The organism is Streptomyces uncialis (assembly GCF_036250755.1).
GTDB classification, from domain to species: Bacteria; Actinomycetota; Actinomycetes; order Streptomycetales; family Streptomycetaceae; genus Streptomyces; species Streptomyces uncialis.
Map to the genome: position 1 here is coordinate 5,620,579 of NZ_CP109583.1, position 20,766 is coordinate 5,641,344.

Sequence of the window (20,766 nt, forward strand, 5' to 3'; positions counted from 1 at the left end):
GATCGAGATCAACGAGACCGTGATGCAGTTCCTTCTGGCGTTCGTCGTCGCCGCCCCGCTGCTGGGCGCCGCCGCCGCGCTGCTCCCGGCCCCGCCGGGTCTGCGGGGCAGCTCGCCCGACCAGGCGGTCCTGCGGCACGGCGTCACCGTGACCGGTGCGGTGCTGGCCGCCGCGATCGTCCTCACCCTCGGCTTCGACCATGACCGGCCGTCACGGATGCAGGCCACGACCGACGTCAGCTGGATCGCGGCCCTGGACGTACGCCTCCACCTCGGCATCGACGGCATCTCGCTCCCCCTGCTCGTCCTCACGGCGCTGTTGACCTTCCTGTGCGCCGTGTACAGCTACTACCACCCGCCCGCGGGCCCGTCCCCGAAGGCGTTCGTCGCCCTTGTCCTGGTCCTGGAGTCGGGCACGCTCGCGACCTTCGCCGTCCTCGATCTGATCCTGTTCTTCCTGGCCTTCGAGATGGTCCTCATCCCGATGTACTTCCTGATCGCCCGCTGGGGCGGCGCGGGCAGGCAGGCGGCGGCCTGGAAGTTCATCCTCTACACCCTGCTCGGCTCGGTCGTGATGCTGCTGGGCCTGCTCCTGATCGGTCTCAGGGCGGGCACCTTCGACATGGTGGCACTCGCCACCGACAACGGCCGCTCGCTCAGTACGTCCGTGCAGGTCGTCGCGGTGCTGGCGATCGGGATCGGGCTCGCGGTGAAGGCCCCGATGTGGCCCTTCCACAGCTGGCTGCCCGACGCCCACACCGCCGCCCCGACCGTCGGATCGGTCCTGCTGGCCGGGGTCCTGCTGAAGATGGGCACCTACGGATTCGTCCGTGTCCTGCTGCCGGTCGCCCCGGACGGCATGCACATCTTCGCGCCGTACCTCGCCGCGTTCGCCGTCGTCGGGATCATCTACGGCTCACTCGCCTGTCTCGCCCTCGCCAGGCCGGGCGCCAAGGGCGACCTCAAGCGCCTCATCGCCTACTCGTCCGTCGGGCACATGGGCTTCGTCCTCCTCGGGATCGCCACCCTCACCCCGACCGGCGTCAACGGCGCCCTCTTCGCGAACATCGCGCACGGTCTGATCACCGGCCTGCTGTTCTTCCTCGTCGGCGCCCTCAAGGACCGCACCGGCACCACCGACCTGGACTCCCTCGCCCAGGACACCGGCGCCGCCCTGTACGGCAAGGCGCCCCGGCTCGGCGGACTCTTCGCCTTCGGCGCCGTCGCGTCCCTCGGACTGCCCGGCCTCGCCGGGTTCTGGGGCGAGATGCTCGCGATGTTCGGCGCGTTCGACCCCGCCGACGGCCTCAACCGGCCCGCGTACCTCACCTTCACGGCCCTCGCCGGGTTCGGCACCCTGCTCACCGCCGCGTATCTGCTGATCGTGGTCCGCCGCGTCTGCATGGGCGCCCCCGCACCCGCTCCGGCCGCCACCACCCCGGCCGCCACCACTTCGGCCGCCACCGTCCCGGACACGCCCGCCCCGGACACCTCCGCCGCGGGACCGGGACCCGCCGCCACCCGTACCCCCCTCACGCTCCCCGACGTACGCGGCTACGAGTACGCCGCCTGGTCCCCGCTCGTCGTCCTCACCGTCATCGCCGGACTCTGGCCCGCCCTGCTGCTGGGCCTCACCGACCCGGCCGTGCAGAAGCTCCTCTCAGGAGGCAAGTCGTGACCCTCGCCGCCCTGGAGGTCCCCGACGTCGTCCAGTCCGTCGACTGGATCGCGATCGCGCCCCCCGCCATCACGGCGGTCATCGGGCTGCTGGTCCTCGTCGCCGACCTCTTCGTCCCCGAGGGCCGCAAGCACCTCCTCGGCTGGGCCTCCGTCGCGGGACTCACCCTCGCCACGCTGTCCCTGCTGCCGCTGCTGGACGCCGACCGCGCCACGTTCTGCCGGCTGTCCGACGACGACGTGTGCAGCTACACCGCCGACCAGTTCACCCTCGCCGTCCAGCTCCTCGTCCTCGGCGGCGCGCTCCTCACCGCGCTGCTGTCGGTGACCGCCTCCCGCGACCACGCCGACACCCCACGCGCGCGCGCCGTGCCCGGCGGCGAGTACTGGTTCCTGCTGCTGTCCTCCGCCGCGGGCGCCGCCCTGCTGCCCGCCTCCCGCGATCTCGCCACCCTGGTGGTCGCCCTTGAGGTGGCGTCCCTGCCCGCGTTCGCGCTGGTCGGCCTGAAGCGCGGCGACCGGATGTCCTCCGAGGCCGCCCTCAAGTTCTTCCTGTCCTCGGTCACCGCCACCGCCGTCACCCTGATGGGCGTCAGCTTCGTCTACGCCACCACCGGCAGCCTCTATCTGACGGAGATCGCCGACGGCCTCACGCGCGTGGACGGACAGTTCGACACCCTCGCGCGGACAGGTGTCGTCCTCACCCTCATCGGCTTCGCCTTCAAGACGGCCGCCGTACCGTTCCACTTCTGGGTCCCCGACACCTATGTCGGCGCGCCCCTGCCGATCGCCGCGTATCTGTCGGTCATCGGCAAGGCCGTCGGCTTCTCCGGGCTGATCCTCGTCACCGTCGTCGCGTTCCCCTCGTACGCCGACGTATGGGGCCCCGCGCTCGCCGTACTGGCGGCCCTCACCATGACCATCGGCAACGCGGCGGCCCTGCGGCAGAGCGTCACGCGCGCGTACAGCGCGGTACGCCTGCTCGCCTGGTCCTCCGTCGGCCAGGCCGGGTACCTCCTGGTCCCGATCGCCGCGGCGGCCTACGCGAAGGACGGCGAACGCGCGGTCGGCTCCACCGTGTCGTACGCCCTGATGTATGCCGCCGTGAACCTGGGCGCCTTCGCCGTCGCCGCGCTGGTCGCCCGGACCCGGCCCCTCAACCGGCTCAGCGACTACCGGGGCCTGTACGCGGAGCGCCCGCTGGCCGCCCTCGTCCTCGCGTTCTTCCTGCTGTGCCTCGCGGGGCTGCCGCCGGGCATCATCGGGCTCTTCGCGAAGGTCACCGTCTTCTCGTCGGCGGTGGACGCGGGCCTCGGCTGGCTCGCCGTGATCATGGCCGTCAACGTCGTCATCGCCCTGTACTACTACCTTCAGTGGACCGCGCTGCTGTTCCGCACCCCGGAGACCGCGGAGGGCACGGAGACGGTGAAGGCCGCCGGGCCCGCGGGGTCCGCGGGAGCCGGGAAGGCCGCCGCGGGCACCGCCCCGGCCGTACCGGCCGCACCGGACGGGTCATCCGTCAGCCCGGACGTGGCGACGGTCCCGGGGACACCGGAAACCGGTGCCGCCCCCCGGCCGGGGCTCCCCGTCCCCCTCGCCCTCGCCGCGGCCATCGCCCTGGCGGCCGTTCTGGCCGTCGTCCTGTCCGGCGCGCCGCAGCTCGTCCTGAGGTTCTCCGACACGGTCCTCTTCTGACCCCACGACCCGGGGGCGGAAGCGCCACTCCCGCACCGCGGCCGAGCTCTCTCTTCAACTTTTGGCGATGTCAAAGAAATTTGACATCGCCAAAAGTTAAAGAAGCCACAGTGCGGGACGGCGCTTCCCTCCCCCCGGCCGCACCCGCCGCCGGGCCGGGGTCACCCGGTCGGCCGACCCCGGCGGGCGCGAGCACAAGGGAACTAGTCCCGCCCGCCTGGCGTTGACCAGTACGGGAGGGTCCACTGGACCGTAGGAAGAAGTACCGGCAGCGGCACCACCGCTGCGGAGCACCAAGGAGCAGAGGGTTCCCCTGCCGCACCACCAGGAGGGCTGACTGTGCACCGCCGGCACAACGGGCTGAAGACCGCCGTTCTTCTCGGAGGACTGTCGGCGCTCATCATCGTCATCGGCAGTCTCTTCGGGCGTACGGGCCTGATCGTCGCCGTCGTCGTGGCCCTGGGCACCAACGCGTACGCGTACTGGAACAGCGACAAGCTGGCCCTGCGCGCGATGCGGGCCCGCCCGGTCAGCGAGTTCGAGGCCCCGGCGCTGTACCGCATGGTGCGCGAGCTCTCCACCCAGGCCCGTCAGCCGATGCCCCGGCTCTACATCTCACCCACCGAGGCGCCGAACGCGTTCGCGACGGGCCGCAACCCGCGCAACGCCGCCGTCTGCTGCACGGAAGGCATCCTCCGGCTGCTCGACGAACGCGAGCTGCGCGGCGTCATCGGGCATGAGCTGAGCCATGTCTACAACCGCGACATCCTCATCTCCTCGGTCGCCGGCGCCCTCGCCTCCGTGATCATGTTCCTCGTCAACTTCGCCTGGCTGATCCCGTTCGGCCGCTCCGACAACGACGACGGCCCCGGCATCTTCGGCATGCTGCTGATCATGCTGCTCGGCCCGCTGGCAGCGTCGGTCATCCAGCTGTCGATCAGCCGCTCCCGCGAGTACGAGGCCGACGCCTCCGGCGCCCAGCTCACCGGGGACCCCCTGGCACTCGCCAGCGCCCTGCGGAAGCTGGACGCGGGCACCAAGCAGCTGCCCCTGCCGCCCGAGCCCAGGATCGAGACGGCGAGTCATATGATGATCGCCAACCCGTTCCGGCCGGGCCGGGGCCTCTCCAAGATGTTCTCCACACATCCGCCGATGGCCGAGCGCATCGCCCGGCTCGAACAGATGGCAGGTCGACATCAGTGAAGACAATCCTCAACATCATCTGGCTCATATTCAGCGGCTTCTGGCTGTTCCTCGGCTATATGTTCGCCGGTGTGCTGCTGTTCATCACGATCATCGGCATCCCCTTCGCCCTGGCGTCGTGGCGGATCGGCTTCTACGCCCTGTGGCCCTTCGGGCAGACCGTGGTCGAGCGGCCCACCTCGGGCGCCGCGTCCTTCGTGGGCAACGTCCTGTGGCTGATCCTCGCGGGCTGGTGGCTGGCCCTGGCCCATATCGTCACGGGCGTCATCCAGTGCGTCACGATCATCGGCATCCCGCTGGGCCTCGCCAACTTCAAGCTGATCCCGGTTTCCCTGATGCCGCTCGGCAAGGAGATCGTCAGCACCGACCAGCCCTTCGCCGGCCGCTGGTGACCCGCCCGGGACCCGGCGCGTCCGCGTTGTCAGTGGCGGATGGCAGCATGAAGTCATGCCCGACACCGAGGACTTGCTGACCCGTCTCGCAGACAGGGCGCGCACCGATCCCCCCTGGGGCTGGAGCGCCCCGCCCGCCCCGGCCGACCCGGGGACGCTCGCGCGCGCGGAGGAAGCCCTCGGCTTCGCCCTGCCACCCCTGCTGGCCGCCCTGTACACCCGGGTGGCCGACGGGGGATTCGGCCCGGAGTACGGTCTGCTGCCCCTGCTGGAGGGCTCCGCCGGAGGCGAGCCCCCGGCGGTGGGCCAGTACCTCGCCGCGCGGGCCGACCCCGAGTGGCCCTGGCCCGCCGGGGTGCTCCAGATCGCCCACTGGGGCTGCGGCATGTACGCCTGCGTCGACTGCACCGACGAGGCCGCCCCCGTCCTCCTCTACGAGCCGAACGGCGGCAACCCGGAGTACGCCTGGTTCTCCGACAGCCCGAGCCTCGCCCGCTGGCTCCAGGACTGGCTGGACGGCACCGGCTGGTACGACGGGGACGAGAGCGACATGGACCTCCCCGCCTGGCCGGACTACGCCCACCGCGTCAGGCCCCCGGCAGCTACCGTACCGACCCCTGGGAAGCCCGCAGCGGGCCCCTGAGCCCCCGGGGACCACCGACCCGGCCCCGGGGGACCACCGGCCCCGCCCGGACCCCCGGCTCGACCACCGAGCTACGCGGCCCCACGGCCCAGTCCGTAGTCACCCACCTCACCTCAGCGCGGCGCCCGCCACCCGGCAGGCGCCGCACGAGGCCCGCCGATCAAGGACCTCCGGACCGCCGCCCCGCCTACCGGTAGTTCACGAACTGGATCGCGAAGTCGAACTCCTGGCCCTTCAGCAGGGCGATGACGGTCTGGAGGTCGTCCCGGCTCTTCGAGCTGACCCGCAGCTCCTCGCCCTGGACCTGCGCCTTGATGCCCTTGGGGCCCTCGTCACGGATGAGCTTCGCGACCTTCTTCGCGTTCTCCTGGGAGATGCCCTCCTGGATCGAGGCGGAGAGCTTGTACTCCTTGCCGGACAGCTGCGGCTCGCCGAGGTCGAGCGACTTCAGGGAGATCCCGCGCTTGACCAGCTTGGTCTGGAAGACATCGAGGACGGCGTTCACCCGGTCCTCGGAATTGGCCTGCATCAGAATCTTGTCGCCGGACCAGGCGATCGACGCCCCGACGTTGCGGAAGTCGTAGCGCTGCGAGATCTCCTTGGCGGCCTGGTTGAGGGCGTTGTCGACCTCCTGCCGCTCGACCTTCGAGACGATGTCGAAACTGGAGTCGGCCATGTCCTGTGGCTCCTTGTATCGGGGTGCGTAGAGGCGGCCGTGGAACGCGGACCGCATCCGTAAAGCCTAGCCACCGCCCCCGCGTCGGGTGCCGCTCAATCGAGTGGCGGAGCACCCCCGGGCATCGGGTATCGTTTACGTCGTTGCCAGGGAGCGGACCGCAAGATCAGCTCCTCAGCGACATCCCAGGCGGTGTGCCCGAGCGGCCAAAGGGAGCAGACTGTAAATCTGCCGGCTCAGCCTTCCCAGGTTCGAATCCTGGCGCCGCCACATCGAGTAACCCCCTTCCGACGCGGAGACGCGCCGGAAGGGGGTTACTTGTTTTCCAGGACCCGGTCATGACCCCGCCGCGAGCCGTACCGACGGCCGACGGGCCGACGGACGGCCCGAACGGCCGCCCCCCAGGTCACCCGGTCAGGCGGCCGGGCACTGCTTCCATGCCAGGTGGTAGACCGTGTTGACGCTGCCGTCGGTGGAGTCCATCGTCATGAAGCTGGTCTTCGAGCGGTCGGACCCGCCGAGCTGCACCCGGAGCTCCGTGTTGACGTTGACGCTGCGCTGCGCACCGCAGGGCGCCCAGACGAGCTGCGCCCAGTCGGTGGTGTCGGTGGCCTGCCAGTCCTCCGACATCGGACCCGTGAACGTGTGGGTCCGGGAGTTGGTGCTGGACGAGCCCTGGAAGTAGTACGACGCCTTCTCGACCGCCGTGACGCCCGGCTGGAGCGACGCGAAGCCGCGGTAGTCGGCGCTGGTGATGGCGTACGTGAAACCGTGCGGGACATTCACGAGCAGGCTGAGCTGACAGTTCTTCCGGAAGGCGGTCGGCGACGAGGCGCCGCCCGCGGTGGCGAGGTAGTCGCTGTACGTCACGGTGAACGCCGTGTTGTCCGGCGAGGTGGCGACAGCGGCCGTTCCGGCGCGGCAGCCGGAGCCGTTGACGGTCACCACGTCGACGGTGACCTTGTCCGGGGGCGCGGCGCTGGAAGCGCCTGCGCTCTGCGCCGGGACGACCGCCGCGAGAAGTGCGGCGACCGCGCTGGAGACGAGCAGTCCGCGAGCCATGGGTTCTCCTGTCCGTGTTACATCGGTCCGCCTGAGCACCGGCGGGATGCCGGGGGCGGTGGGGTCGGGGTGGCCGCCCGCGGGAGGCGGGCGGCCGGTCTGCCCTTGAGCACGTGCGGGTGGCGCGGGAAACCCGTCGGCACCCAGGTGCTCCGGTCGTCCGTCAGTGGCCGCCGCGTCCCGGGGCGGCCCTTGACGGAGTCCCGGTGCTCCCCGTGCTCACGGCGTGGGGCACCGCTGCCATGCCAGGTGGTAGACGGTGTCGAGGCTGCCGTCCGTGGAGTCCATCGTCATGAAGCTGGTCCTCGTCCGGTCCGAGGTCCCGGCGTTGACGCGCAGCTCCGTGTTGATGTTGAGGTTGCGCTTGACCCCGCACGGCGCCCACACGAGGTTGGCCCACTCGGTGGTGTCGGTGGCCTGCCAGTCGTCGACCAGCGGGCCGTTGAAGGTATGGCTGCGGGACGCGGTGGCGGGGGAGCCCTGGAAGTAGTACGACGCCTTCTCGACCCCGGACGCGCCCCGCTCCAGCGACGCGAAGCCGCGGTAGTCGACGCCCATGACCGCGTACGTGAACCCGTTCGGGACATGCACGATCAGGTTGAGCTGGCAGTTCTTGCGGAAGTCGGTCGGCAGCGAGGGGCCGCCCGCCTTGGCGAGATAGTCGCTGTACGTCACGGTGAAGGCCGTGTTGTCGGGGGACACGGCGATCGCCGCGGTCCCCGTGGGACAGCCGGAGCCGTTGACGGTCGCGACCTCGATCACGATCTTGTCCGGGGGAGCCTTGATGGTCGATACGGAGGAGCCTGCGCCCTGCGCGGGCATCGCCGCCGCGAGCAGCGCGGCGACCGCCGCGCCGGAGGCGAGCAGTGCACGAACCATGTTTCTCCTGTCCAATGCCATGCCTCATGACGGCGCGGCAGGGCGCCACCATGCGGGTGGGGGGTGGATCGCGGCGTTCCGCGCGCTGGACGCGGGGGCGGCCGCCGGGTCTCGAACGGGCCCGGTCCCGCCAGGCACCGCGGCTCGCAGCATGCCCGGCGCGCATGGGAGGGCGATGAGGGACGTGAGAGAACGTTTAGGCGTGTACGCGTCAACTACTGAACATGGTTCAGGGCTATGGCCGTGAGCTGCGCGTACGTGAATGTGTGTGCGGCTCGCCGGGGCCGGTGCAAGGGCGGAATCCGGCCGAAGTGCGCAGCCGCCCGTAGCGTGTCACCCGCACGGGTGACGGGGCGGCCCGGCGGAGTTGTCAGTGGTCCGGGGCACACTGGGGGTATGTCCTCGCGCCGCAGAGTCTGCCCCGAGTGCCGCCGCGAAATCGCCGTCGTGGCCGGTCGCTTCGCGCGCCATGACCCGCCCGGGGCGCGGGGCGCCGGTTCCCTGCTGTCGTGTCCCGGCTCGCGCAGACAGGCCCAACTCGGTGCGACCCAGCCCCATCTGGACGGGTACGTGCTCCCGGACTTCCCCGGTCAGCTCCCGCTCTTCTGACCCCGCGCGGGCCGGTACGGGCCGTCGGTCAGTTGCCCGCCACGGCCTTCACGGCGACGGCGACCGGTGTCGGCCCCGCGACGAGCTCCAGCGTCAGCCCAGCGGTCGCCGGAGTGTCCAGCAACTCCGCCAGTACGGCGGCCACATCGTCACGGGAGACGCCGCCGCGGCCCGTGGACGCCTCCAGGCGCACCCGCCCGGTGCCGGGGTCGTCCGTGAGCGCGCCCGGGCGCAGCACGGTCACGTCCAGGCCCGCGCGGGCCAGTACATCGGTGTCCGCCGCGCCCTTCGCCCGCAGGTACACGTCGAACACCTCGTCGCCCCGGTGCCCGGGGTCCGCGCCCATCGACGAGACGACCAGGAAACGGCGTACTCCGGCCCGCTCGGCGGCGTCCGCGAACAGGACCGCCGCCGCGCGGTCGACGGTGTCCTTGCGGTCGGCTCCGCTGCCCGGGCCCGCGCCCGCGGCGAAGACCGCGGCGTCGGCGCCGGCCAGGTGTGCAGCGACCTCCTCGACGGGTGCCGACTCCAGGTCGCAGACGAGGGGTTCGGCGCCGGCCGCACGGAGGTCGTCGCCCTGTCCGGGGTGCCGGACGAGGCCCGCGACCTCGTCCCCCCGGGCGGCGAGCAGACGCTCCAGCCGCAGCGCGATCCGACCGTGTCCTCCAGCGATGACAGTACGCATACCCCGACGGTACGCCTCCGGCCCGGCCCCCCGCAGGTCGCCTTCGCTCGCGCCTCCGGGTTTCACTCCTGGGCGTACCTGTCCCTGTCCGGGCCGCCTCCCGCGCGCCCCGGGTCTCCTGTGCTGGACGCACTCCGTTCCCGTGCCGCCGCTCGTGGGGTGCGCAGTTCCCCGCAGGTCGCCTTTGCTCGCGCCCTGGGGTTTCCCACCTGGTCGTACTTGTCCCTGCGCGGGCCGTCCGTGGGTGCGCAGTTCCCCGCGCCCCTGGATGCTGCCCTCTTGCGGCCGCTCTTCGGGTGCGGGTCTGCCCTCGTCTTCGCGCAGTTCCCCGCGCCCCTTTGGGGGAGCCCTTTGCGGTTCCCGTTCGGGTGCGGGCCGTCCGTGGGTGCGCAGTTCCCCGCGCCCCTGGATGCTGCCCTCTTGCGGTCGGTCCTCGGGTGCGGGTTGGCCCTCGTTCTTGCGCAGTTCCCCGCGCCCCTTTGGGGCGCCCAACTGGGGCTGGCGATCCGGCTGCGGGCTGTCAGCAACCGGGGCCGGGGTTGAACCATCCTCCTCGTGCAGTCGCGCTGCTGCGGGAGGGGGTGGGCGGGAGGACGGAGAATCCCGACCGGCCCCGACCCGAAGAACCGACAGGACGCGCCCCAAAGGGGCGCGGGGAACTGCGCGAAAACGACGAGCGACAGCACAGGAACGGAGTCCGCCAGGCACACGAAACCCAGCGGGCGAGGGCCGGGGCCGGACCTCAGGGTGGTGGTGGCGCGTCCCCGGTACGGGCCTGGCGGGGGAGGTCGAGCGCCACGGCGGCAGCCGAGTCACAGTACTCCCGCACCGCACTGGTCCGAGCCACCACCCGCCCCCGGTGGACCACGATCCGGCTGTAGGCCAACGACAGCACCCCCGCCAACCGCTCCCCCCGCACCGCGAGCAACTCCGCCGGGAACCCCGCCTCCACCCGCACCCGCGGCAACCCCATCGCCCCCCGCGCCGCCGAGCACACCGCGTCGTACGCCTCCTCCGGCCGCAACCCGTGCCGCGACGCCAGCAGATACGCGGCCTCCAGCGGATCACCCCGCCCCACCGGGTTCCCCACGTCCCGCAGCGCCCCGCTGCCCGCCGCCACCCGCACCCCCGCCGCCCGCAGCAACCGCACCGGCGCCGTCTCCCCGCGCTGCGCGCCCCCGCAGCGCCCCTGCGGCAGACACACCACGGTGACCCCGGCAGCCGCGAGCCGGTCCGCGACCCGCCCCGCGGCCTGCTCGGGCAGCCGCGCCAGCCCGCCGCACGGGCCGACGCTCACCCCGGGCCGCAGCCCGCCCGCCATCGCGGCCAGCCGCGCGAGCCGCGCCGGATCGTCACCGTCGGTGTGCAGATCGACCGCGCAACCGTGCTCCGCCGCCAGTTCGAGCACGGCTTCCACGTATCCCGTCGGATCGGGGTCGAGGTCGGGGCAGCCGCCCACCACCGACGCGCCCATCTTCACCGCGTCCCGCAGCCCGGCGAGCCCGTCCGCGCCCGCGGCGCCGGTCAGCAGCCGGGGCATCGCCACCACCGACAGATCGGCGAGCCCCCGCAGCGACCGCCGCGCCTGGAGCACCGCCTCCAGCGCCCCGAGACCCGGCACGTCCCCGATCCGCACATGCGCGCGCAGCGCCGTCGCCCCGTGCCCGAGCTGGAGCAACGCGGCCTCGGTGGCCCGCCGCTGGATGTCCTGCACGTCGTACGACTCGGGTCCGTCCGTGTCCGCGGACAGGGCGGTGTCGCTGTGCGCGTGGGGCTCCGCGGGCGCGGGGAGCAGCAGATAGCCGCCGAGATCGACCCGGGTGGCGCCGGCGGTCAGGCTGCCGGTCGTGCCCACCGCCTCGATGCGTCCCCCGCCGAGCCGTACGTCCACGGTCCTGCCGTCCACGAGGCGGGCGCCGCACAGCAGCAGTCCCGCGCTGTCGGCCGCCTTGCCGTCGTCGCCGCCGGAGGGCCGGTGGGAACCGGACGACGGCTGCTGCGGCTGGCTGTCGGACATCGCGCTCCTGGGTGCTCGGCTTGCCTGATCACACAGCGTGAGTCGAGCCTAGGACGAGGGCCGGGCCGCTTCACGGAGGAGCGAAATAGTCGTACTGCTTGTGGTGCGAGCGTGGGTCCCCGTTCCCCGGACCGGGCCGCCGACCTGCGCACCCGTCCCGGCGGGCGTCGCGCGGGCACCCGGTTCCGGGAGCTGGAACGGGGTGGCCGGGCGCGTTACGGGCGGGCCGCGTGAGGCGCTGCAGGGCCTGGGGGAAAGGGCCTTCTATCCCCCTCGCCGCACTGCGTGAAACGGATTTGGGCGAACGGTGGGCGAGCGTGTAATGTCTTCATCGCTCGCCCCAATAGCTCAGTCGGTAGAGCGTCTCCATGGTAAGGAGAAGGTCAACGGTTCGATTCCGTTTTGGGGCTCTGGTGTGTGAGGTTCCTCTCCCTCGGGTGAGGCCCCGCAGCGCATCTCAGCGGTGTAGCTCAGTCGGTAGAGCAAGCGGCTCATAATCGCTGTGTCACCGGTTCAAGTCCGGTCACCGCTACTGTAAGTAGCCGATTGCGGGGTCGGTCCTTCGATCGGCTACTCTTTCATGCGTTAGTTCATTTCGTCTCAATCCGTTCGTCAAGGAGCACTCACGTGGCTGCCACCGACGTCCGCCCGAAGATCACGCTGGCCTGCGTGGAGTGCAAGGAGCGGAACTACATCACCAAGAAGAACCGGCGTAACAACCCGGATCGACTGGAGATGAAGAAGCACTGCCCGCGTTGCAATGCGCACACCGCGCATCGCGAAACGCGATAACACCAAGGCTCGTTCGCGAGGCCGTCCCCACTCGCTGGGGGCGGCCTCGCGGCGTTGTGCCCACCAGAAATCTGACAAGTGCGGCTCCGCGGTGATCATCGGCGCGTACCGCACGGGAAACCAGGAGGTGCCGGGCTCATGGCGCTCGACCAGTCCTTCGTCGGCCGGAGTTACCCGCCCATCGAGCCGTACGAAGTGGGCCGGGAGAAGATCCGGGAGTTCGCCGAAGCGGTCGGGGACCCCAACCCCGCGTATCTCGACCCGGCGGCCGCCAGGGCCCTCGGGCACGCCGATGTGATCGCCCCGCCGACCTTCGTCTTCGCGATCACCTTCAAGGCCGCGGAGCAGGTCATCCAGGACCCGCAGCTCGGCCTCGACTACAGCCGGGTCGTGCACGGCGACCAGAAGTTCGCGTACAAGCGCCCGGTACGGGCCGGGGACCGGCTCTCGGTCACCAGCACCATCGAGGGCGTCAAGTCCCTCGCGGGCAATGACATCCTGGACATCCGTGGCGAGGTCCATGACGCGGCCGGCGAGCATGTCGTCACCGCCTGGACGAAGCTCGTGTCCCGCGCGGCCCAGGAGGCGTGACCATGACGAACAGCACCAAGGCACCCGCCTACGACGACGTCGAGGTCGGTACGGAACTCCCCGCGGCGACCTTCCGGGTGACCCGCGACACCCTCGTCCGCTACGCGGGCGCGTCGGGCGACTTCAACCCGATCCACTGGAACGAGCGCTTCGCGAAGAGTGTCGGCCTCGCCGATGTCATCGCGCACGGCATGTTCACCATGGCCGAGGCGATCCGGGTGGTCACCGACTGGACCGGCGACCCCGCTGCCGTCGTCGAGTACGGCGTCCGCTTCACCAGGCCGGTCGTGGTCCCCGACGACGACAAGGGCGCCACGATCGAGGTGACCGCGAAGGTCGCCGTCAAGCTGGACGACCACCTGGTCCGCGTCGACCTCACGGCCACCTCCGCCGGCCAGAAGGTCCTCGGCATGTCCCGCGCAGTCGTCCGCCTCACCTGAACGACCCGCCTTCGCTCGCGCTTCCCAGGTCCGTCCGGCTGGCCGCGCTTGTCCCTGTGCGGGGCGGACGTGGGGTGCGCAGTTCCCCGCGGGTCGCCTTCGCTCGCGCTTCCCGGGTCTGTCCGGGTGGGCGTACTTGTCCCTGTGTGGGTCGTTCGTGGGTGCGCAGTTCCCCGCGCCCCTGGATGCTGCCCTCTTGCGGTCGCTCTTCGGGTGCGGGTTGGCCCTCGTTTTCGCGCAGTTCCCCGCGGGTCGCCTTCGCTCGCGCTTCCCAGGTCTGTCCGGGTGGGCGTACTTGTCCCTGTGCGGGTCGGACGTGGGGTGCGCAGTTCCCCGCGCCCCTGGGTGCTGCCCTCTTGCGGTCGCTGTTCGGGTGCGGGCCGTCTTCGTTTTGCGCAGTTTCCCGCGGGTCGCCTTCGCTTGCGCTTCCGAGGTCTGTCCGGGTGGGCGTACTTGTCCCTGTGTGGGTCGTTCGTGGGTGCGCAGTTCCCCGCGCCCCTGGATGCTGCCCTCTTGCGGTCGCTGTTCGGGTGCGGGCCGTCTTCGTTTTGCGCAGTTCCCCGCGGGTCGCCTTCGCTTGCGCTTCCGAGGTCTGTCCGGCTGGGCGTACTTGTTCCTGTGCGGGCTGTCCGTGGGTGCGCAGTTCCCCGCGCCCCTGGATGCTGCCCTCTTGCGGTCGCTCTTTGGGTGCGGGCCGTCTTCGTTTTGCGCAGTTCCCCGCGCCCCTGAAGGGGCGCCCACCTGGGGCTGTTCTCAAGCTGCGGGTGTGGTCAGGCTGCGGCTGTCATCAGCCCGGGGTCGGGGTTCAAACCACCCTCCTCGCGGACTCGCGCTGCTGCGGGAGGGGGTGGGCGGGAATCTCTGCTCGCAGACTCCGATGCTCTTCAGTCGAGTCACGGAACGTCGTACCGAGCGTGTCGGATCGAGGACGGAGAATCCCGACCGGCACCGACCCGAAGAACCGGCCGGACGCGCCCCAAAGGGGCGCGGGGAACTGCGCGAAACCACCGAGCGACGGCACAGGAACGAAGTGCGCCCACCCGGACGGACCTCGGAAGCGCAAGCGAAGGCGACCCGCGGGGAACCGCAAAACCACCGAGCGACGGCACAGAATCAAGCGCGCCCAGCACAGGAAACCCAGGCGGGGGCAAGCAAGGCAGGGCCACAGGCCGGTGCCCCTGCCAAGGGCGCCCAGGTGCGGACCGTACGCTGGGAACCGTGCCCGAACTCCACGACACCCCCCTGGCCCCGCTGACCACGTTCCGCCTCGGCGGCCCCGCCGACCGGCTGATCACCGCGACCACCGACGCGGAGCTCATCGCAGCCGTCCGCGCCGCCGACGACTCCGGCACCCCCCTGCTGCTCATCGGCGGCGGCAGCAACCTGGTGATCGGGGACAAGGGCTTCGCCGGTACCGCCGTCCGGATCGCGACCACCGGCTTCGCCCTGGACGGCGACCGGCTGGAACTCGCCGCGGGCGAGGTCTGGACGGACGCCGTCGCCCGGGTCGCCGCCGCGGGCCTCGCCGGGATCGAATGCCTCGCCGGCATCCCCGGCTCCGCAGGCGCGACCCCGATCCAGAACGTCGGCGCGTACGGCCAGGAGGTCTCCACGACGGTCACCGAGGTCGTCGCGTACGACCGCCGGGCCCGCGGGACCGTCGTCCTCGACAACGCCGCGTGCGCCTTCTCCTACCGGCACAGCCGGTTCAAGGCCGACCCCGAGCGGTACGTCGTCCTGCGTGTCCGCTTCGCGCTGGAGGACGCGGACGGCCTGTCCGCGCCCGTCCGGTACGCCGAGACCGCCCGGGTCCTCGGCGTGGAGGTGGGGGACCGGGTGCCCCTGGACCGCGCCCGCGACACCGTGCTGAAGCTCCGCGCGGGCAAGGGCATGGTCCTCGACCCCGAGGACCACGACACCTGGTCCGCCGGATCGTTCTTCACCAACCCGATCCTCACCGAACCGGAGTTCGCCGCGTTCCGTGAGCGCGCCGCCGCCCGGCTCGGTCCGGACGCCGTCCCGCCCGCGTACCCGGCGGGCGAGGGCCGGACGAAGACGTCCGCCGCCTGGCTGATCGACCGCGCCGGGTTCACCAAGGGCTACGGGACGGGGGCCGCCCGTATCTCCGGCAAGCACACCCTCGCCCTCACCAACCGGGGCGCGGCGACCACCGAGGACCTGCTGACCCTGGCCCGCGAGGTGGTCACCGGGGTCCGGGACGCGTTCGGCGTCACCCTCGTCAACGAACCCGTCATGGTCGGCGTCGAACTGTAGAACCCACCAGAACAGCCAAAGCAGGCAGAACAGCAGGCAGAACAGCAGGCAGAACAGCAGGCAGAACAGCAGGCGGACAAGCCGGAGGGCGGGCCCCGAACAGGACCCGCCCCCCGCCACACACCCCGCCGAACGCCACACACCCCGCCGAACGCCCCCGCCCCGGGCCGGAGCCCAGGAGGACCGCCCGGCGCCCCCGCGCCCCCGCGCCCCCCGCGCCCCCGGGGCCCCAGGCCCCCGTCCCGTCCTCACACGCCGCGCGACGCCCTCGCCGCGACCGCCGACACCCACAGCATCGCGGTGATCGCCCCGACCGCCAGCGTCAGCGTCCCGGCCGTGCCGCCCGCCATCGCCCAGCCGTTGCCGAGCAGCAGCGCCGTCCCCGCGACCAGCGACAGCACGGCCTCGGCGGACCGGCCGGCCCGGCGGAAGTGCCTCACCAGGACGTAGTTCGCCGCGATCAGCGAGAAGAACGCGACCGACCCGGCGGCCATGTGCCCGATGCTCGCCCCGGACAGCGACGCGGGCGTTCCCTCCGGGGTGCCGGCCGGGAATCCGTCGGCCGGGTCCATGACGAACACACCCGCCGCGATCATGGCGATCCCGTTGACCAGCAGCAGCCGGGGCACCCATACCCCGCCGGGCGTTCCCCGCAGCGCCCGGCGCATCCCCACCGCACCCGCCATGGCGAGCACTCCCACGACGACGAACGTCGTGATCTGGAGCCAGCCGAGCGAGCCGTTGCTCAGCACGCTCAGCGGATGACGGGTGATGTCGAAGCCGTCCCGGGTAGCGGCCTGGGTCAGGGCGGAGACCGCCCACAGCGGTGCGGACACCGCCCCCGCCACCAGCAGCCGCCGGGCGACGGAAGCACCGGCGTACCGGCGGGCCGGGGCGGACGGGCCGGACGCGGAGGAAACGGAGCCGGTGGAGGCGGAGGGGATGTGCGTGGCGGTCATGACGTGCCCTTCTCGGTTCTCGGACCCGGGCCGCCGGTCGGTGGACCGGGTTCCGGTGAGCCTGCCGTCGGGGTGGGCTCGCTGACACGTCGAACGCTAATGTGACAGGGAACGCCGCCATTCCCTGTCACATCGACGGAACGACGTGTGGGCAGAGCAACCGGAACAGACTCCGGGGCAAGCAGAGAAGAGAGATCCTCATGCGCTACCTGATGACCACCAAGGCGTCCTCCTCCGTCCCCGACGAGAAGCTGTTCCAGGAGATGGCGGCGTTCGTCGAGGAGCTCACCGCCTCCGGTGCCCTGCTGGCGACCGGCGGCCTCGCCCCCGAGGGCATCCGCCTCGTCTCGTCCGGCGACGAGATCACCGTGACGGACGGCCCCTTCACCGAGGCCAAGGAAGCGGTGGCCGGCTTCGCGCTGGTGGAGGTCCGCACCAAGGAGGAGGCCGTGGAGCTGGGCCGCCGCTTCCGCCGGATCGTCGGCGACGGCGAGAGCGTGATCCAGCAGGTCTTCGGCCAGTGACGGCCGCCCGCCGATGAACACGGACGACGGCGTCCCGTCCACTCCCGACCCGGCCGGCGCGGTCGACGCGGTCTGGAAGCTGGAGTCCGCGCGGATCATCGCCGGTCTGGCGCGGATGACCCGGGACATCGGCCTGGCCGAGGAACTCGCCCAGGACGCGCTCGTGTCGGCGCTCGAACAGTGGCCACGGTCAGGCGTCCCGGACAACCCGGGCGCCTGGCTGATGGCCGTCGCCAAACGCCGGGCCGTCGACCACCTCCGCCGCGAGCGGCGCGCCGCCCGCGGACAGGAACTCCTCGCCCACGACCAGCGGGAACAGCTCCGCACCGCCCGGTTCGACGCCCCCGACCCGTACGACGCCCCCGGCCCCCGCAACGACCTCAGAGCCACCCCCGTTCCCGACCCGGAGACCGACCCGAGAACCGACCCGGGAACCCACCCCGGAACAGGCCACGCAACAGGCCACGAAACAAGCCACGCAACAGGACCGGAGGCCGACGCCCGGGACGACGACAACGTCCTGCGGCTGATGTTCCTGTCCTGCCACCCCGTGCTGCCCACCGAGGAACGGGTCGCGCTCACCCTGCGTCTCCTCGGCGGGCTCACCGCCGAGGAGATCGGGCGGGCGTTCCTCGTCACCGGGACGGTGACCGCCCGCCGGATCGCGGACGCCAAACGCACCCTCGCCGAACGCCGGGTGCCCTTCGAACTGCCCCAGGGCGACGAACTCGCCGCCCGGCTCTCCTCCGTCCTGGAGGTGATCTACCTCATCTTCAACGAGGGCTACTCGGCCACCACCGGCGACGACCTGCTGCGCCCCGGCCTCACCCTCGAAGCACTCCGGCTCGCCCGGCTGCTCGCCGCCCTCGCACCCGACGAACCCGAGGCACACGGACTGGCCGCCCTCCTGGAGATCCAGGAGTCCCGGTCGGCCGCCCGTACCGGCCCCACCGGCGAACCGGTACCGCTCCACGAACAGCAGCGGGGCCGCTGGGACCCGCTGCTGATCCGCCGCGGCTTCGCGTCGATGCTCCGCGCCCGGGACCTCGGCCGCACCCCCGGCCCGTACGTCCTCCAGGCCGCGATCGCCGTCACCCACGCCCAGGCCCGGACCGCCGGGGACACCGACTGGGCCGGGATCGCCGCCCTGTACGAAGCGCTGGTCAGGCTGCTGCCGACACCCGTGGTGCGGCTCAACCGGGCCGTCGCCGTGGGCTTCGCCCGCGGACCGGAGGCCGGACTCGCCCTCGTCGACGAACTGGACGCCGACCCCCGGCTGAAGGACTACCATCTGCTGCCCGGCGTCCGCGGCGACCTGCTGTCCCGGCTCGGACGGCACACCGAGGCCCGGCGCGAGTTCGAACGGGCCGCTTCCCTCACCCGCAACACCGCCGAGCGGGCGTTCCTCCTGCGCCGCGCCGACGCCCTCGCCGCCGCCGTCTCCTGGACCGCCGCCCACCCCGGGCCCCCCGCACCGCCCGACCCGCGCGCACTCGGCCGGGCCGCCGAGGAGTTCCTGGCCCGCGACGACCTCGACCCCGCGACCGTCCGCTCCTACCACCAGACACTGCGCAGACTGCGGCTCGCGCTCGGCGACCGGCTGCCGCTCACCGAACTCACCGCCGAGCGGGCCGAACGCGTCTTCACCACCGCCTGGGGCGACGCGAGCCCGGCGACCTGGAACCGGCACCGCTCCGCCCTGCGCTCCTTCGCCGCCTGGGCCGGCCTCGACGACGACCCCGCCGCGGGCCTGACCCGCCGCACCCCCACCGCGTCCCGCACGCCGTCGCTCGACCCGGCCGGACTCGAAGCCCTGTGGGCCCTTCCCGGGGTCCCGCCGCGCGAACGGCTCCTGTGGCGGCTGCTGCACGAATCCGGGGCCCCGGTGAAACGGGTGCTCGCCCTCGACGTCGAGCGGCTGGACCTGGACGACCGCCGAGCCCGCAGCGGCGACACCTGGGTGAGCTGGCGCGCGGGCACCGCCCTGCTGCTCCCCGCCCACATCAAGGGCCGCACCCGGGGCCCGCTGTTCCTCACCGACCGCAGACCGGGCCCCGCCCGCCGCGCGGCCGGAGCGGACCTCGACCCCGTGACGGGCCTGGCCCGGCTCTCCTACGAACGCGCCGAACACCTCTTCAAGCGGACGACCAGGCCCCTCGACCCGGCGGGCACGGGCTGGACCCTCTCCCGGCTCAGAACCCGCCGGGACTGATCCCCGCCGCGCTCAATCGGCGATCCCCACCGGCCGGCGGACCGTCTCCGGGTCGGTGATCGCCGCCAGCATGGCATGGGCCACGTCCGCGCGCCGGATCGCCCGCGCGGAGGGCGGATTCCCGCCGACCGCCCTGCGGTACGCACCCGTCACCGGGCCGTCCAGCAGCCGCGGGGGCCGTACGGCGGTCCAGTCGGCGCCGCTCGCCGCGAGCGCCTTCTCCATCTCCCGGAGATCGTCGTAGTTGGCCTTGAACACCCGGTCCACCACCGCCTTCATCATCCGGTCGAGCCGCGGCTCACCGGGCGGGGGAGTGCCCAGCGGGGTGGCGCTCACCACGAGCAGCCGCCGTACGCCCTCGTCCGCCATCGCGGCGAGGACCGCCGCGGTCAGCGGTGCGGTGATCCCCGCGTCCTTGCGGGTGCGCGGGCCGAGCGCGGAGAGCACGGCGTCCTGCCCCGCGACGGCCGACCGCACTTCACCGGGGACGGTGAGATCGGCGCGGACGACCCGGAGGGCGTCGCCCGTCACCGTCAGCCGTGCCGGGTCCCGTACCACCGCGGTGACCTCGTGGCCCGCCGCCAGTCCCTGCCCCACCAGTTCCCGGCCGACGCCGCCGGTCGCCCCGAACACCGTGATGCGCATGACACCCTCCTAGGGGGTAAGTGTTCACTCACCCCCTAGGGTGGGTAAGCATTCACTCACCCGTCAAGTCCGGTCCGGGAGGTCCCGATGTCCGCAGCCGCAGATACCCCCGCCCGGCCCCCGGCCAGGACCCGCATCCTCGACGCGGCGCACGAGCTGATGCTGGGTGTCGGGATGGCCCGGACCACCACCAAGGAGATCGCCCGGGCGGCGGACTGCTCGGAGGCGGCGCTGTACAAGCACTTCACGGGCAAGGAGGACCTCTTCGTGGCCGTCCTCGCGGAGCGGCTGCCCCGGCTCGGACCGCTGATGGCGGAGCTGGCGCGGGAGCCGGGCGTGGGCAGCGTCGAGGACAACCTCACCGGGATCGTGCGGACCGCCGCGCTGTTCTACGAGCAGAGCTTCCCGATCGCGGCGTCGCTGTACGCGGAGACCCACCTGAAGCGGCGGCACGAGAGCGCGTTGCGGGAGGTCGGGGCGGGGCCGCATCTCCCGATCGACGGGCTCGCCGCGTATCTGCTGGCCGAGCAGCGGGGTGGGCGGGTGCGGGCCGACGCGGACCCGTACACCGCGGCGGCGCTGCTGATGGGGGCGTGCTGTCAGCGGGCCTTCGCGTACGACGCGACGGAGTCCGGGGCCTCACCCCAGTCGCTCGACACCTTCGCCCGCACCGCCGCCCGCACCGTCCTCACCGGACTGGCCCCCACACCCGGCTAGCCCGAGGTCTGTCCGGCTGGACGCACTTGTTCCCGCACAGGTCGTCCATGGGGTGCGCAGTTCCCCGCGCCCCT

The 20,766-nt window shown here is 72.2% G+C and carries 20 protein-coding genes and 3 tRNA genes; 16 read left to right on the forward strand and 7 right to left on the reverse strand.

What is annotated here, in order from left to right; translation table 11 throughout:
- Positions 1-22 precede the first annotated feature (22 nt).
- The 5 genes from OG711_RS23400 to OG711_RS23420 all read left to right on the forward strand — a co-directional run bounded on the left by OG711_RS23400 (position 23) and on the right by OG711_RS23420 (position 5,610).
- Positions 23-1,678, forward strand: coding sequence for a complex I subunit 4 family protein (locus OG711_RS23400; RefSeq protein ID WP_405674956.1), 1,656 nt, complete (start codon positions 23-25; stop codon positions 1,676-1,678).
- Positions 1,675-3,372: an NADH-quinone oxidoreductase subunit N gene (locus OG711_RS23405; protein WP_329560266.1), complete on the forward strand. Its 1,698-nt coding sequence runs from the start codon at positions 1,675-1,677 to the stop codon at positions 3,370-3,372. Before OG711_RS23400 ends, OG711_RS23405 begins: the two co-directional genes overlap by 4 nt.
- A gap of 339 nt (positions 3,373-3,711) precedes the next feature.
- The gene (gene htpX, locus OG711_RS23410; RefSeq protein ID WP_073792922.1) at positions 3,712-4,575 is read left to right on the forward strand and encodes a zinc metalloprotease HtpX; all 864 of its coding nucleotides are present in this window, start codon (positions 3,712-3,714) and stop codon (positions 4,573-4,575) included.
- Positions 4,572-4,967 carry a YccF domain-containing protein gene (locus OG711_RS23415; protein WP_073792921.1) on the forward strand — a complete coding sequence of 132 codons (396 nt, stop codon included), beginning with the start codon at positions 4,572-4,574 and terminating at the stop codon, positions 4,965-4,967. Before htpX ends, OG711_RS23415 begins: the two co-directional genes overlap by 4 nt.
- A 55-nt stretch (positions 4,968-5,022) precedes the next feature.
- Entirely contained in the window at positions 5,023-5,610 is a 588-nt protein-coding gene (locus tag OG711_RS23420; RefSeq protein ID WP_329560267.1) for an SMI1/KNR4 family protein, read from the forward strand.
- 187 nt (positions 5,611-5,797) lie between these two features.
- Here OG711_RS23420 and OG711_RS23425 read toward each other — a convergent pair whose 3' ends face one another.
- Positions 5,798-6,286, reverse strand: a complete 489-nt coding sequence (locus OG711_RS23425; protein WP_073792919.1) for a YajQ family cyclic di-GMP-binding protein — start codon at positions 6,284-6,286, stop codon at positions 5,798-5,800.
- Between the two features lie 188 nt (positions 6,287-6,474).
- Here OG711_RS23425 and OG711_RS23430 point away from each other — a divergent pair.
- Positions 6,475-6,556 (forward strand) — tRNA-Tyr (locus OG711_RS23430).
- 144 nt (positions 6,557-6,700) lie between these two features.
- Here the strand turns inward: OG711_RS23430 and OG711_RS23435 are convergent.
- On the reverse strand, positions 6,701-7,348 hold the full coding sequence (locus tag OG711_RS23435; RefSeq protein ID WP_329560268.1) for a DUF4360 domain-containing protein: 648 nt from the start codon (positions 7,346-7,348) through the stop codon (positions 6,701-6,703).
- A gap of 219 nt (positions 7,349-7,567) precedes the next feature.
- Positions 7,568-8,227: a DUF4360 domain-containing protein gene (locus OG711_RS23440; protein ID WP_329560269.1), complete on the reverse strand. Its 660-nt coding sequence runs from the start codon at positions 8,225-8,227 to the stop codon at positions 7,568-7,570.
- Positions 8,228-8,623: 396 nt separating this feature from the next.
- Between OG711_RS23440 and OG711_RS23445 the strand changes: the two genes are divergently transcribed.
- Entirely contained in the window at positions 8,624-8,836 is a 213-nt protein-coding gene (locus OG711_RS23445; protein WP_073792917.1) for a hypothetical protein, read from the forward strand.
- A 28-nt stretch (positions 8,837-8,864) separates the two neighbouring features.
- Here the strand turns inward: OG711_RS23445 and OG711_RS23450 are convergent, their stop codons facing one another.
- The gene (locus OG711_RS23450; RefSeq protein WP_329560270.1) at positions 8,865-9,521 is read right to left on the reverse strand and encodes an NAD(P)H-binding protein; all 657 of its coding nucleotides are present in this window, start codon (positions 9,519-9,521) and stop codon (positions 8,865-8,867) included.
- 742 nt (positions 9,522-10,263) lie between these two features.
- Entirely contained in the window at positions 10,264-11,538 is a 1,275-nt protein-coding gene (locus OG711_RS23455) for an amidohydrolase family protein (protein ID WP_266516551.1), read from the reverse strand.
- 337 nt (positions 11,539-11,875) lie between these two features.
- Here OG711_RS23455 and OG711_RS23460 point away from each other — a divergent pair.
- The 6 genes from OG711_RS23460 (at position 11,876) to OG711_RS23485 (ending at position 15,635) form a co-directional block, all read left to right on the forward strand.
- Positions 11,876-11,948 (forward strand) — tRNA-Thr (locus OG711_RS23460).
- A 49-nt stretch (positions 11,949-11,997) separates the two neighbouring features.
- Positions 11,998-12,070 (forward strand) — tRNA-Met (locus OG711_RS23465).
- Positions 12,071-12,165: 95 nt separating this feature from the next.
- Complete coding sequence (gene rpmG, locus OG711_RS23470) at positions 12,166-12,330, forward strand: 50S ribosomal protein L33 (protein WP_003948671.1); 165 nt, start codon at positions 12,166-12,168, stop codon at positions 12,328-12,330.
- A 138-nt stretch (positions 12,331-12,468) separates the two neighbouring features.
- A complete protein-coding gene (locus OG711_RS23475; RefSeq protein WP_329560271.1) occupies positions 12,469-12,921 on the forward strand; it encodes a MaoC family dehydratase N-terminal domain-containing protein in 453 nt (150 codons plus the stop codon).
- A gap of 2 nt (positions 12,922-12,923) precedes the next feature.
- The gene (locus tag OG711_RS23480; protein ID WP_099280519.1) at positions 12,924-13,361 is read left to right on the forward strand and encodes a MaoC family dehydratase; all 438 of its coding nucleotides are present in this window, start codon (positions 12,924-12,926) and stop codon (positions 13,359-13,361) included.
- Positions 13,362-14,579: 1,218 nt separating this feature from the next.
- Positions 14,580-15,635 carry a UDP-N-acetylmuramate dehydrogenase gene (locus OG711_RS23485; RefSeq protein ID WP_073792913.1) on the forward strand — a complete coding sequence of 352 codons (1,056 nt, stop codon included), beginning with the start codon at positions 14,580-14,582 and terminating at the stop codon, positions 15,633-15,635.
- A 248-nt stretch (positions 15,636-15,883) separates the two neighbouring features.
- Here OG711_RS23485 and OG711_RS23490 read toward each other — a convergent pair whose 3' ends face one another.
- Complete coding sequence (locus OG711_RS23490) at positions 15,884-16,594, reverse strand: DUF998 domain-containing protein (protein ID WP_329560272.1); 711 nt, start codon at positions 16,592-16,594, stop codon at positions 15,884-15,886.
- 200 nt (positions 16,595-16,794) lie between these two features.
- On the opposite strand from OG711_RS23490, the gene OG711_RS23495 reads away from it, so the two are divergent.
- A complete protein-coding gene (locus OG711_RS23495; RefSeq protein WP_073792911.1) occupies positions 16,795-17,118 on the forward strand; it encodes a YciI family protein in 324 nt (107 codons plus the stop codon).
- A gap of 13 nt (positions 17,119-17,131) precedes the next feature.
- Positions 17,132-19,330, forward strand: a complete 2,199-nt coding sequence (locus tag OG711_RS23500) for a DUF6596 domain-containing protein (RefSeq protein ID WP_329560273.1) — start codon at positions 17,132-17,134, stop codon at positions 19,328-19,330.
- Positions 19,331-19,342: 12 nt separating this feature from the next.
- On the opposite strand, the gene OG711_RS23505 is transcribed toward OG711_RS23500, so the two are convergent.
- Positions 19,343-19,975, reverse strand: coding sequence for an NAD(P)-dependent oxidoreductase (locus tag OG711_RS23505; protein ID WP_073792910.1), 633 nt, complete (start codon positions 19,973-19,975; stop codon positions 19,343-19,345).
- An 87-nt stretch (positions 19,976-20,062) separates the two neighbouring features.
- On the opposite strand from OG711_RS23505, the gene OG711_RS23510 reads away from it, so the two are divergent.
- The gene (locus OG711_RS23510) at positions 20,063-20,692 is read left to right on the forward strand and encodes a TetR/AcrR family transcriptional regulator (protein WP_073792909.1); all 630 of its coding nucleotides are present in this window, start codon (positions 20,063-20,065) and stop codon (positions 20,690-20,692) included.
- Positions 20,693-20,766 lie beyond the last annotated feature (74 nt).